9 protein-coding genes and 2 rRNA genes are annotated in these 13,238 nt (G+C 42.0%); 2 read left to right on the forward strand and 9 right to left on the reverse strand.

Features of this window, described 5'->3' with window-relative positions:
• Positions 1 to 165: 165 nt before the first annotated feature.
• On the forward strand, positions 166 to 528 hold the full coding sequence (locus DS737_RS15000; RefSeq protein ID WP_005084062.1) for a RidA family protein: 363 nt from the start codon (positions 166 to 168) through the stop codon (positions 526 to 528).
• Here the strand turns inward: DS737_RS15000 and DS737_RS15005 are convergent.
• From DS737_RS15005 to DS737_RS15020, 4 genes are all read right to left on the reverse strand, one after another.
• The gene (locus tag DS737_RS15005; protein ID WP_017395291.1) at positions 525 to 1,055 is read right to left on the reverse strand and encodes a DUF2726 domain-containing protein; all 531 of its coding nucleotides are present in this window, start codon (positions 1,053 to 1,055) and stop codon (positions 525 to 527) included. The two genes, DS737_RS15000 and DS737_RS15005, sit on opposite strands and share 4 nt — an antisense overlap.
• 319 nt (positions 1,056 to 1,374) lie before the next feature.
• Positions 1,375 to 3,759, reverse strand: coding sequence for a YgiQ family radical SAM protein (locus DS737_RS15010; RefSeq protein WP_004637522.1), 2,385 nt, complete (start codon positions 3,757 to 3,759; stop codon positions 1,375 to 1,377).
• A gap of 167 nt (positions 3,760 to 3,926) precedes the next feature.
• Positions 3,927 to 4,436, reverse strand: coding sequence for a hypothetical protein (locus tag DS737_RS15015; protein WP_017395292.1), 510 nt, complete (start codon positions 4,434 to 4,436; stop codon positions 3,927 to 3,929).
• Positions 4,437 to 4,546: 110 nt separating this feature from the next.
• On the reverse strand, positions 4,547 to 5,752 hold the full coding sequence (locus DS737_RS15020; protein WP_113997851.1) for an MFS transporter: 1,206 nt from the start codon (positions 5,750 to 5,752) through the stop codon (positions 4,547 to 4,549).
• A gap of 159 nt (positions 5,753 to 5,911) precedes the next feature.
• On the opposite strand from DS737_RS15020, the gene DS737_RS15025 reads away from it, so the two are divergent.
• A complete protein-coding gene (locus DS737_RS15025) occupies positions 5,912 to 6,463 on the forward strand; it encodes a lytic transglycosylase domain-containing protein (protein ID WP_005084075.1) in 552 nt (183 codons plus the stop codon).
• A 50-nt stretch (positions 6,464 to 6,513) separates the two neighbouring features.
• On the opposite strand, the gene cysK is transcribed toward DS737_RS15025, so the two are convergent.
• From cysK to DS737_RS15050, 5 genes are all read right to left on the reverse strand, one after another.
• Positions 6,514 to 7,515 (reverse strand): cysteine synthase A, encoded by a 1,002-nt coding sequence (cysK, locus tag DS737_RS15030; protein ID WP_005084077.1) that lies wholly within the window; start codon positions 7,513 to 7,515, stop codon positions 6,514 to 6,516.
• Between the two features lie 114 nt (positions 7,516 to 7,629).
• On the reverse strand, positions 7,630 to 8,016 hold the full coding sequence (locus DS737_RS15035; RefSeq protein WP_005084078.1) for a hypothetical protein: 387 nt from the start codon (positions 8,014 to 8,016) through the stop codon (positions 7,630 to 7,632).
• Positions 8,017 to 8,048: 32 nt separating this feature from the next.
• Positions 8,049 to 9,668 (reverse strand): Na/Pi cotransporter family protein, encoded by a 1,620-nt coding sequence (locus tag DS737_RS15040; RefSeq protein ID WP_113997852.1) that lies wholly within the window; start codon positions 9,666 to 9,668, stop codon positions 8,049 to 8,051.
• A 222-nt stretch (positions 9,669 to 9,890) separates the two neighbouring features.
• A 5S ribosomal RNA gene (rrf, locus tag DS737_RS15045) occupies positions 9,891 to 10,005 on the reverse strand.
• 175 nt (positions 10,006 to 10,180) lie between these two features.
• Positions 10,181 to 13,072: ribosomal RNA gene (locus DS737_RS15050) — 23S ribosomal RNA — on the reverse strand.
• Positions 13,073 to 13,238: the final 166 nt, after the last annotated feature.

Consider the following 13,238-nt stretch of genomic DNA (forward strand, 5'->3'; position numbering starts at 1 on the left):
AATTTCCACGATAACTTTTTTCTTGTCTTGCCGCACGACTTTATTCAACAACCTAATTTAATGGAAATAGAAACTTTTTCAGCTTGATTTATACAAAATTACACTGTGCTCAGAATGCTTCAAGTACAATCCTATTGATACAGTTTTTAATTAGGTAGTTTCACTATGTCTGTGCAACGATTACATGTTACATCACGTTTTTGCGAAGTCGCAATTTCAGGAAATCTCGTTCATTTAGCAGGCCAACTGGCAGATGATACCAGCGTTGATGTGAGCGCACAGACTCAACAAACTTTAGATAATATTGATCGTTTACTGGCAGAAGCAGGCACAGATAAAACTCATATCTTGTCTGTATTGATTTTCTTGAAAGACATTGAAAAAGACTATGCAGCAATGAATGCGGTGTGGGACGCATGGATTGCTGAGGGACATCCCCCAGCACGTACCTGTGTTGAATCTAAACTCTATGCACCTGATGTTTTAGTCGAAATGACTGTCACGGCTGTAAGACCTGACGCCCATTAAGATTTAGCCGCAAGCACATTATATTTCATCATCCGATCGGCATGAGGCATGGCAGTAAATGAACTGCTTGATGAAACCATAGGATCAAATAAATCAGGTAACAAATCTTCTCGCAACTCTTGCTCAGTTGGAATACTGCTATAACGCAATACGCGATATCCAGCCAACTCTAACAAGCTATCTTGATAATGTTTTAAATGCAGACGATTCACATAAGATTCGTCTGCAATCTCAATAATTGCCAAAACTTGTAGTTGTTGATCCAATACTACAAAATCAGCAACTAAGCCCTGATATTTGCGTCGTGTATGTGCAAATTTAGTCGTCAACAATGCATCAAAAGAAACATGTGCAAGCACAGTATGACGATGTAACACAGCTTGTAAACGCATCAAAGTAATTTGTTCAGCAATATTCAAGATACCGCGTCGCTTTAATGGACTGTCTTGACGCCGATTTTGATGTAAACGTCGAAGTGCAAGTGCTGTAATGAGCAGCAAACCAATAATGGTTATGAAATAATACATTTCTAACTAATCCCTTTAGATTTTTTATAATCATTTTTTGGCTTTATGCCAATTTTTTAATCAATAACAAACGATAGTAAAGTTATTTCAACAGCGTAAACTTAAATTTTTTAATCGTTTTATACTAGGCGACCAAAGTCGTAAAAGCTTACCCTAGCTCTACTTATAATCAGCATACACTGAATATTCAAGTCAATATTGTCAGTATATGTTTCTATAAATTATAGTTTTGAAATTGAACTGCGACACAATTATCACTTTTTAATAAAAAAGAGGACATCGTTTTGGATGTCCTCTTCTCTTCATTTGAGCACCGTAATTAACGATGCGCTTTTACTTTCGATTTTGGTTTACCCGAAAAAGGTCTTTTCTCACCAGTTTCACGTGGTGGCAAACCAGTGTGCTGAGTCAACACCTGTCCTTTTTGTGGACGTTTTTGACCAGAATGAGACTGTGGACGAGATGATTGACCACGTTTAGCAGAATCTCCAGCAACACTCGAGTTTTTCTTACGCGCAGACTTATATTCACCTTCAGCCGTGCCTTGTGGCTGATAGGTTGGAATCAAATGTTGTTTCGAATTACCAATTAAATCTGAACGACCCATTTCTTTCAGTGCTTCACGTAATAACGGCCAGTTATTTGGATCATGGTAACGCAAGAAGGCTTTATGCAAACGACGACGTTTTTCACCTTTCACGATATCAACGTTTTCGGTATAACGCGCCACTTTAGACAATGGATTCTTGCCTGAATAATACATGGTGGTCGCAGTTGCCATTGGCGATGGATAGAAGGTTTGTACCTGATCGGCACGGAAACCATTCTTTTTCAGCCAAATCGCCAAGTTCATCATATCGTAATCCGTTGTACCGGGATGCGCAGCGATGAAGTAAGGAATTAAATATTGTTCCTTCCCTGCTTCCTTACTAAAACGCTCAAACATTTGCTTAAAGCGGTCATAAGTGCCGATCCCTGGTTTCATCATCTTCGATAATGGACCATGTTCGGTATGCTCAGGTGCAATTTTTAGATAACCACCAACATGATGCTGTACCAACTCTTTGACATATTCAGGGTTTAACACAGCAAGGTCATAACGAAGACCTGAACCGATCAAAATCTTCTTCACACCTTTGATTTCACGTGCTTTACGATAAAGCTGAACCAATGGTGCATGATCAGTATGTAAGTTTTGACAAACACCGGGATAAACACAAGACGGTTTACGGCAGTTCTTCTCGATTTCAGGGTCGTTACAGTGCAAACGATACATGTTTGCTGTTGGACCACCTAAGTCTGAGATAATGCCTGTAAATTGAGGTGCAGTATCACGGATCTTTTCAATTTCACGCAGAATTGATTCTTCAGAACGGTTTTGAATAATACGCCCTTCATGTTCAGTGATCGAACAGAAAGTACAACCACCAAAACAACCACGCATGATATTCACAGAGAATTTGATCATATCAAACGCAGGGAAACGTGCATTGCCATAAGCTGGATGCGGTAAACGTGCATAAGGTAAATCAAAGACATAATCCATTTCTTCCGTTGTTAACGGAATTGGTGGCGGATTAATCCAAACATCACGTTCACCATGACGTTGTACCAATGCACGAGCATTTCCCGGATTGGTTTCCAGATGCAAAATACGGTTGGCATGCGCATAAAGCACGTGATCATTGGCTACTTCTTCAAAAGAAGGCAAACGAATCACAGCGAGTTCACGTGGCGGTAATTTATGTTTAATCGCTTTGGATGGTGCAGGTTTTAACTGTACGATCTGTGTATCTGGATCGAGTTGATCACCTTCACGAACGATTGGATTGGTCACAATTTCTTTTTGGAAGTTTTGATATTGTGCGAGTGAGTTGCCTTTTTCTTTTTCAACTTCACAGCCATCAATATCTTCAGTCATGACATAAGGATTGATAATTGGATCAACACGACCAATGCTATCCACGTCATTACTTGCGATTTCAACGAATTGTGCTTTCGATGCTTTATTGTGTTTATTAATAATAAATGCAGTACCACGAACATCGGTAATTTCGTGGATTTTTTCACCCTTGGCTAAACGGTGCATCACATCAATAATGGCACGCTCACCATTACCATACATTAATAAATCGGCTTTAGAGTCCATCAAGATAGAACGACGGACTTTATCGGACCAATAATCATAATGTGCGATACGACGTAAACTACCTTCAATCCCGCCAAGCAAGACAGGCACATCTGGGAAAGCCTCACGGCAACGCTGACAATATACTGTTGCTGCGCGGTCAGGACGTTTATTCGGTTCATTATTTGGCGAATACGCATCATCCGAACGGATTTTACGATCTGCCGTATAACGGTTAATCATCGAATCCATATTGCCTGCGGTTACACCCCATGCAATAGTCGGTTTCCCTAAAACACGAAAACTTTCGACATTGGTCCAATCGGGTTGAGCAATGATCCCCACACGAAAGCCCTGTGCCTCAAGCACACGACCAATCACACCCGATACAAAAGATGGATGATCAATATAAGCATCGCCACAAACTAAAATAAAGTCACAGGCATCCCAGCCGAGTAAGTCCATTTCTTCTCGTGACATCGGTAAAAATGGTGCAGGTTCAAAACACGACGCCCAATATTTGTCGTAATCAAACAGCGCTTTTGGCGCAGTTTGCTTGGTATAGGCAGTAGACATGGCTTGCGAATCTCGGCTAGCTGAAATGCTGGGATAGCATCAAAGATGAAAGCCGATCATTTTAACATGAATTTCATTCATTTTTATAGATTAAAAAATAAACAAAAGCATTTCCTCAAAAAGAATTTGTAACTATTCGAGGAAATACACATATAAAGCGTTGATAATTATTCGTCTTCGTTCAAGAAACCTTCCTTAATTTCTACAGGTAAGTCTTGATGCCACCATACGTAAATAGAAGCTTTAATTTCTTCATCTTCATCAGGGTCATTATAAGGTTCATCATCTTCACGAATAAGTTCATCACCATCAAATTTGAACCAAAACTCCCATGGATCATCATCTCCACAACCCCAAGCTTGTGCATGAATATCAGGTAATAAGCCTTTTAAAAATAATAGAATATTCTCAATATTTTCATCGCCATTTGAGCCATGTGTAAATTCTAAAACAGCATAACCCGCAATATAATCTAAGTGCTCTGGATCTAAATCGTATTGAATTGAATCAATCTGATCTAATAAAGCTTGCGTTAGTTCCGTACCGTCAGCATTAATTTCTAGCGCAGCTTCTAGAAACTTTTCTGCGCTCCCTGCATGATCTTTAAATAATGATTCTAATAGCCCCATTACTTTGGTATCAGGATGCTTATAGTAAACGCGACTGTGCAGTTCCATCTTATTTTCCCCAATTTTAATATCAAAATTGTGCCAACATGACACAGGTTTAACTTACTAAATTTCAAAGACTTTTATCAAGTTGGTGCGACTATAGTTGTCGTTTTATTTTAATTTTTTTCTTTACGCATTAAATCTATTGCCAAAACCAGACCAAGCACCAACACCATCCCTACACTCAGATTAATCCCAACCCAGCCAAAATTTTCCCAAATCAAACCACCACTGCTACCAAGCAAACTTGAACCAACGTAATAGCAGAATAAATACAAGGACGAGGCCACCGCACGATATTGCACCGCTTGCACAGAAACCCAACTGCTGGCTGTTGAATGTGCTGCGAAAAAGGAAAAAGTGAAAATCGTTAAACCGAGTAAAACCGCCCACAGCGATGGAATGAGCGTGATGAATAATCCCAGTATCATACTCAATAACAAGCAAGGCAACACCTTATCACGTCCATATTTAAAGCCCCATTGTGCCGCTTTAGGTGAACTATAAATACCTGCTAGATAAGCAATTGAGATCACACCAATCCATGCTTGTGATAAATGAAATGGCGCTTCTAATAAATGATAGCTAATGTAGTTAAATACCGTCACTAAACAGCCCATTAAGATAAAACCCTGAGCAAATAAAATCCGTAATTTTGGATCTTTAAGGTTCTGTTCAAATGCAGCTTTAAAACGGGAAAATCGAAATGGGTAAGGTTGAAAATGTTGAGACTTTGGTAATAACAAATAAAATAAACAAGCGATGACCAGATTCAAAAATCCAATGATATAAGTAGCCGATTGCCAAGAAATAAAGTCAACTAAAACACCTGCGATCAAACGCCCACCCATCCCACCAATGGCGGTGCCAGAGATATACAATCCCATAGCAAAACCAATATCTTGCTGGGCAATCTCTTCCCCGATATACGTCATCGCAACCGCAGCAACGCCACTCACCGCCAATCCAATAAAAATACGAGTAGTCAAAAAGACTTCCCAAATCGGAAATGAGGCACTGATGAGCAAGAGAAGAGAAACCAAAAACAAAGCAAAAACCATAATGGGTTTTCGCCCAAAACGATCAGAGATAAAACCCGTAAACAATAAACCTATGGCTAAAGCCACGGTGGAAAAAGAAAGTGGGAAACTACTATGTGTAGGTGAAACCTGAAAGAATTTTGCAAAAATCGGCATCATCGGTTGTACGCAGTACAAAGATGAAAATGAGGCAAAACCTGCAAAGAACAACGACCATAGAATTGCAGTAAATGATTTAGACCCATACTCAATATGAGCAGACAGTGCTTCAGGCTTAGACATCGTGACTCCTTGACTGGAAACAGTATACGCCTATCCTGAAGCGATTGAAAAACGCTAAACAATGCTCTTGTTTTATTATTTATACAACAGAATCTCTATTGATCTTCAACCTCATAATTTCTAACATCGGACCAACTTTTGGCACGTGGATGAATTACTTTGGTTGTTTTTAACACGACGACTCTTTTTACACTCAAAAATTACTTTTTGATTCCATTCAAATTGATCATATTTTTATCCATTGTGAGTTTAACCGCATGTAGTAGTTTAAATGCCCCAAAACTATCCAAAGGTATCCAGCAAGCTTATTCTGTTTCTCCGACCACAGCTGATCGACTCTCTCCCATTATTCTCCAAAGTGCTAAACAACACGACGTTCCTCCCCTCTTAGTGGCAGCGGTGATTCGTCAAGAGTCCAGTTATCGCTCAAATGCACGCTCACCAACAGGAGCACTTGGGCTCATGCAAATCATCCCAAGTCATTGGAGACAAGATTGTCCTGGTGATTTATACAATGAATATATTAATATCAATTGTGGTACACATGTCCTTGCAACCTATTACAAATCCGCAGGCAGTTGGCACAAAGCATTGGGTTATTATTATGTAGGTCCGACAGGCTATCAACGCAGTTTTAGCAATCGGCACAAAGCCAGAAAATATGCTCGCTCCGTTGAACGGCATAAAAAAGAGCTCAAAAGAGCGCTGTAATCTATAAAAAACCATGCTGATCAAGCATGGTTTTTGGTTTTAAAAAGATATTAAGCTTCTTCAAACATCCCTTCGAACAAGACTGAAGATAAATAACGCTCACCACTATCAGGTAAGATCACCACAATGGTCTTGCCAGCATTTTCAGGACGTTCAGCAATTTTTGCTGCTGCTGCTAATGCTGCACCACTTGAAATACCCACCAAAATTCCTTCCTGAGTTGCACATTTTCTTGCCCACTCAATTGCATCGGCACTATTTACAGGCACAACCTCATCGACCAAATCTAAATCTAAATTTTTAGGAATAAAATTGGCGCCGATCCCTTGAATTTTGTGTGGTGCAGGGCTGATACTCTCACCATTCCGAGTCTGGGTAATAATAGGAGATTCAGCAGGCTCAACAGCGACTGAATATAATGGCTTGTTCTGAACTTGCTCAAAATAGCGAGAAATTCCTGTAATCGTTCCACCCGTCCCCACACCAGCGACTAAGATATCGACTTGACCATTGGTTGCCTGCCAAATCTCAGGGCCAGTGGTATCCACATGAATTTGAGGATTAGCTGGATTTTCAAATTGTTGTGGTAAAAAATATTGCTGAGGATTTTCAGTGGCTAAACGTACTGCCTCATCTACCGCACCCTTCATACCTTTCGCAGGATCAGTCAAAACGAGATTTGCACCCAATGCCTTTAATACTTTTCTACGCTCCAAACTCATACTTGATGGCATTGTTAAAGTAATTGGATAGCCTTTTGCTGCTGCAACGAATGCTAACGCAATCCCAGTATTACCACTGGTTGGCTCAACAATATGCATACCAGCTTTAAGTACGCCACGTTTCTCTGCATCAGCAATCAATGCCGCACCAATACGACACTTTACTGAAAATGCAGGATTACGACTTTCAATTTTTGCCAGTACAGTTGCACCTGTTTGAATAGCACGGTTAATGCGTACTAAAGGCGTGTTACCGATTGCTTCGGCATTATTTGAATACACTGCGATACCAAGATTGGCTGGTGTCGGAAATTGTTGATCAGTTGACATGTTATTTCCTTATTAGATTTGGAATGATTCTTAATCATTATAGGCTTGTCAGCAAATGAAGAAAGCTTAAAGCAACTGCTTTTACGAAAAACTATCCTTTTAGAACATGAAAGCTTAGGGTTCATAATAAAAACTCATGATTGCTGAGACAATAGCTCCCACAAAGCATTCAATTTTAAATGTCTCAAATCCTAATAAATAAAAAACCCCGATTAGTAACATTGCCGATACTAAGCCTGACATCACAGGTGCAGCCCTTCGGTTCGCGTAATGGATAGAATGCCGACGAACAATTGCATTTTTGCGTTGTTTATTTGGAATATAGTATTGACTAAATACAGGCAGCCTAACAATAAATGATATAAAAATAATTCCAAGAATCAACGCGATACCAACACCTAACCACTGAAAAGATTCGCCTCGCAAATAAGCATATCCCACCACGATGCAGCAACTCATCACTGCATAAAAGACATAAGTCGAATAGTACTTTCGATTCATTTTTACTTCTCAGACTTATATATCAAGTACGATCATGCTTGAGTAGCCTCTAACTCCTCATTAACCAACACTTGCTCATTGTCCCCCAATAAAATTGCGACACGACTACAATGAATCACCAAATGCTCTAACCACCGCTGTGCTGCCAGTTGTTCTAATGTATAAGCGGCTGACACCATTCTTGACGAAGATTCTTCAATTATTTTTTGTCGAACTAAATCTTGATGAGCCTGCATTTCTGAGGAAAAATTAGCCAACTCATCGACCAAAGCGTTAGGAATTCGGGTAAAAGGTTCATTCAGCAAATAAGGAATAAATTGCTCAAGAATCACGGCAAAACGATTGGCTAATTCCTCAATATTGCTCTGATTTTGAATACTTTCTATATGAGCCACACTACTTAAATCATTTTTAAGCACCCGTACATATACAACTAATCTCAGCAAAATCAATAATCGATGTTGATCTGCTATAGATTGTGGGGCAGACATTTTATCAAGATAGTTCTCAATCTTGCCTAACGTATAGTCAAATTCATCAGTTTTAACTAATTCAGCCACCATTTGCCCACGAATACAACGCACAAAGATTCCATACATATCCGAGATTGACCTTAACAAAGCACATTCAACGGCTGCAATTGCAAGTGCTGGAACACTATAAAGCGACTCATCTAAATATCGTGTAGTGGCATGCTCTTTTTCTGGAAGTAAACGAATAATCAATTGTTCAAATTTAGCCAAGAAAGGCATGAAAATACATGCCCCTAATAAACTAAAAGTGGTATGAAATGCGGCCACCAACAATACAGGGCCCAATTGCTGAACACTTTCAAAATGTTGATATGCCCAAATAAAGGCAGGCGATAATAAAATAAAAGCAAATACAGCAGTCACAACATTAAAAATCACATGAACAGCAGCAGTTCTCTTTGCGCTTGTTGTACCACCAATTGCAGCCAATACAGCTGTGGCAACCGTCCCAATATTCTGCCCGATCACCAAAACTAATGTCTGTTCCAGATTTATCGTTTGAGTAGACAATGCAGCTAATGTCGTTGTAATCGCAGCACTCGAAGACTGTAATAAGATGGTCATTAACACACCGATGAGCAGTAAAACAAGCTTCATCATCAAGCTTGGTTCTGACCAACGTGATAAATCGATGAGTAATGCCAATCCACTCATGGCATCTTGTAGAAATTGAATCCCTAAGAACAGTAGTCCGAAACCAGCTAGAGTTAGACCAATAAAAGCAATCTTTTCTTTACCGAATAAATTAAGTAACGCCCCAACACCAACAAGCGGCAAAGCAAAACTCGCAATTGAAAACTTTAAGCCTAATAGTGCAACCATCCAGCCTGTACTCGTGGTCCCAATATTTGCACCAATAATCACACCTATTGCATGACTAAAACTTAAGATACCCGCACTGACAAAGCCAATGGTTGCTAGTGTCGTTGCTGTAGAAGACTGGACCACAACTGTTAGACCAATCCCTGATAAAACAGCTTTCGTCGGTGAATTGGTAAATCGAACCAGCCATTGTCGTAATGCTTCACCCGCAATTGCTTTTAAGCTATCTGTCATCAAAGACATGCCCAAAAGAAATAAACCAATTCCACCTACTAATTGAACAATGACATTGAGCACAAAAACGTCCTTTTTATAATTTTCAGATTAAAAACTTAGACTGACTTAGGATTAACTTCGTTTGTTCTATTTAAATATTTATATTTGATTTAGGTATGACAATAAAGTGTTTTTAATACAATTTATTAGCATCACTATAAAAATTGCTAAGCGCTTATTTCCTTTTTCTCGTTGCAATAAAAAACACCCCTAACCGTTAGGTTAGGGGTGTTTATATTTAAAAGCTGGCGATGACTTACTCTCACATGGCAAGTGCCACACTACCATCAGCGCGAAGAGGTTTCACTTCTGAGTTCGGGAAGGGATCAGGTGGTTCACTCTTGCTATTGTCGCCAGCAAACTGTTTTGGCTTTGGGTGGTCTTACTTTTGAACTTATTATTAAGTTCATGCCACTTAGTACCGAAAGAGTTATTAACGGATTAGTTAATCGAGTCGTATTGTAACTAGTTTTGACACTAAATCAAGTTATGTATTGAATTTATCTTGAATACAACAACTGTTTGGGTGTTGTATAGTCAAGCCTCACGAGCAATTAGTATTGGTCAGCTTCACACGTCACCGTGCTTCCACACCCAACCTATCAACGTCCTAGTCTCGAACGGCTCTTTAGAGGAATAAATTCCTAGGGAAATCTTATCTTGAGGTAGGCTTCCCGCTTAGATGCTTTCAGCGGTTATCCCTTCCGAACATAGCTACCCGGCGATGCGACTGGCGTCACAACCGGTACACCAGAGGTTCGTCCACTCTGGTCCTCTCGTACTAGGAGCAGATCCTCTCAAATTTCCAGCGCCCACGGTAGATAGGGACCGAACTGTCTCACGACGTTCTAAACCCAGCTCGCGTACCTCTTTAAATGGCGAACAGCCATACCCTTGGGACCTGCTTCAGCCCCAGGATGAGATGAGCCGACATCGAGGTGCCAAACACCGCCGTCGATATGAACTCTTGGGCGGTATCAGCCTGTTATCCCCAGAGTACCTTTTATCCGTTGAGCGATGGCCCTTCCATACAGAACCACCGGATCACTAAGACCTACTTTCGTACCTGCTCGACTTGTGGGTCTCGCAGTTAAGCGCGCTTTTGCCTTTATACTCTACGCGTGATTTCCGACCACGCTGAGCGCACCTTCGTACTCCTCCGTTACTCTTTAGGAGGAGACCGCCCCAGTCAAACTACCCACCAGACATGGTCCTCGTCCCGGATAACGGGACAGAGTTAGAACCTCAACATTACCAGGGTGGTATTTCAAGGACGGCTCCATTGGAACTAGCGTTCCAACTTCAAAGCCTCCCACCTATCCTACACAAGTAAGGTCAAAGTTCAATGTCAAGCTGCAGTAAAGGTTCACGGGGTCTTTCCGTCTAGCCGCGGGTACACTGCATCTTCACAGCGATTTCGATTTCACTGAGCCTCTGCTGGAGACAGCGCCGCCATCATTATGCCATTCGTGCAGGTCGGAACTTACCCGACAAGGAATTTCGCTACCTTAGGACCGTTATAGTTACGGCCGCCGTTTACTGGGGCTTCGATCAAGAGCTTCGCTTACGCTAACCCCATCAATTAACCTTCCAGCACCGGGCAGGCATCACACCCTATACGTCCACTTTCGTGTTTGCAGAGTGCTATGTTTTTAATAAACAGTTGCAGCGGCCTGGTTTCTGTGGCTGCCAATAGCTCAGGGAGCAAGTCCCATCACCGTCAGCAGCGTACCTTCTCCCGAAGTTACGGTACCATTTTGCCTAGTTCCTTCAGCAGAGTTCTCTCAAGCGCTTTGGTCTACTCGACCTGACCACCTGTGTCGGTTTCGGGTACGATTCCTGTGTAACTGAAGCTTAGAGACTTTTCCTGGAAGCATGGTATCAGCCACTTCACTGTACAAGTACAGCTTGCTATCGACTCTCAGCATAGAGCACCCCGGATTTGCCTAAGATGCATGCCTACTGTCTTCCACCTGGACAACCAACGCCAGGCTGACTTAACCTTCTCCGTCCTCTCATCGCATTACACAGAAGTATTGGAATATTAACCAATTTCCCATCGACTACGCCTCTCGGCCTCGCCTTAGGGGTCGACTCACCCAGCCCCGATTAACGTTGGACTGGAACCCTTGGTCTTTCAGCGAACGGGTTTTTCACCCGTTTTGTCGTTACTCACGTCAGCATTCGCACTTCTGATACCTCCAGCATACTTCTCAATACACCTTCATCGGCTTACAGAACGCTCCCCTACCACTTGACTTAAAGTCAAATCCGCAGCTTCGGCACATAGTTTTAGCCCCGTTACATCTTCCGCGCAGGCCGACTCGACTAGTGAGCTATTACGCTTTCTTTAAAGGGTGGCTGCTTCTAAGCCAACCTCCTAGCTGTCTATGCCTTCCCACATCGTTTCCCACTTAACTATGATTTTGGGGCCTTAGCTGGCGGTCTGGATTGTTTTCCTCTTGACTACGGACGTTAGCACCCGCAGTCTGTCTCCCGGATAGTACTCATTGGTATTCGGAGTTTGCATCGGTTTGGTAAGTCGGGATGACCCCCTAGCCGAAACAGTGCTCTACCCCCAATGGTATTCGTCCGAGGCGCTACCTAAATAGCTTTCGGGGAGAACCAGCTATCACCAGGCTTGATTAGCCTTTCACCCCTATCCACAAGTCATCCCCTGGCTTTTCAACGACAGTGGGTTCGGTCCTCCAGTTAGTGTTACCCAACCTTCAACCTGCTCATGGATAGATCGCCTGGTTTCGGGTCTATACCCAGCAACTATACGCCCTATTAAGACTCGATTTCTCTACGGCTCCCCTATGCGGTTAACCTCGCTACTGAATATAAGTCGCTGACCCATTATACAAAAGGTACGCAGTCACACCACGAAGGTGCTCCCACTGCTTGTATGCATGCGGTTTCAGGATCTATTTCACTCCCCTCACAGGGGTTCTTTTCGCCTTTCCCTCACGGTACTGGTTCACTATCGGTCAGTCAGGAGTATTTAGCCTTGGAGGATGGTCCCCCCATATTCAGACAAGGTTTCACGTGCCTCGCCCTACTCGTCATCATTGTGTGTGCCCTTTCGTGTACGGGAATATCACCCTCTACGTTCGCACTTCCCAGAGCGTTCCACTAGAACACACACAACTTAATGGGCTGATCCCCGTTCGCTCGCCGCTACTAAGGGAATCTCAATTGATTTCTTTTCCTAAGGGTACTGAGATGTTTCACTTCCCCTCGTTCGCTTCATAAGCCTATGTATTCAGCTTATGATACCCGCCTTATAGCGGGTGGGTTCCCCCATTCAGATATCTCCGGATCAAAGGATATTTGCCGCCTCCCCGGAGCTTTTCGCAGGCTATCACGTCTTTCATCGCCTCTGACTGCCAAGGCATCCACCACATGCACTTAATTACTTGACTATACAACCCCAAACAGTCGCTAACCCTTACAAGTAAGGTTAGGACAGATTGCTATGTTTGTTTTTCAACTCACATCGCTCTCATCCAGTTTGTTGCCTCGTGCACTTAAGCACCGTACAGCTTCAATCTAAATTCATATACCAAAACGCTTGATTCAGTGTTTTTG

The organism is Acinetobacter haemolyticus (genome assembly GCF_003323815.1).
Classification (GTDB): domain Bacteria; phylum Pseudomonadota; class Gammaproteobacteria; order Pseudomonadales; family Moraxellaceae; genus Acinetobacter; species Acinetobacter haemolyticus.

Excerpts from the sequence above, each read along its gene's own strand:
- DS737_RS15015 (WP_017395292.1), bottom strand. The coding sequence starts at position 4,436 with ATGGAACTGCACAGTCGCGTTTACTATAAGCATCCTGATACCAAAGTA.
- DS737_RS15020 (WP_113997851.1), bottom strand. The coding sequence starts at position 5,752 with ATGTCTAAGCCTGAAGCACTGTCTGCTCATATTGAGTATGGGTCTAAA.
- DS737_RS15000 (WP_005084062.1), top strand. The coding sequence starts at position 166 with ATGTCTGTGCAACGATTACATGTTACATCACGTTTTTGCGAAGTCGCA.
- DS737_RS15010 (WP_004637522.1), bottom strand. The coding sequence starts at position 3,759 with ATGTCTACTGCCTATACCAAGCAAACTGCGCCAAAAGCGCTGTTTGAT.
- cysK (WP_005084077.1), bottom strand. The coding sequence starts at position 7,515 with ATGTCAACTGATCAACAATTTCCGACACCAGCCAATCTTGGTATCGCA.
- DS737_RS15005 (WP_017395291.1), bottom strand. The coding sequence starts at position 1,055 with ATGTATTATTTCATAACCATTATTGGTTTGCTGCTCATTACAGCACTT.
- DS737_RS15035 (WP_005084078.1), bottom strand. The coding sequence starts at position 8,016 with ATGAATCGAAAGTACTATTCGACTTATGTCTTTTATGCAGTGATGAGT.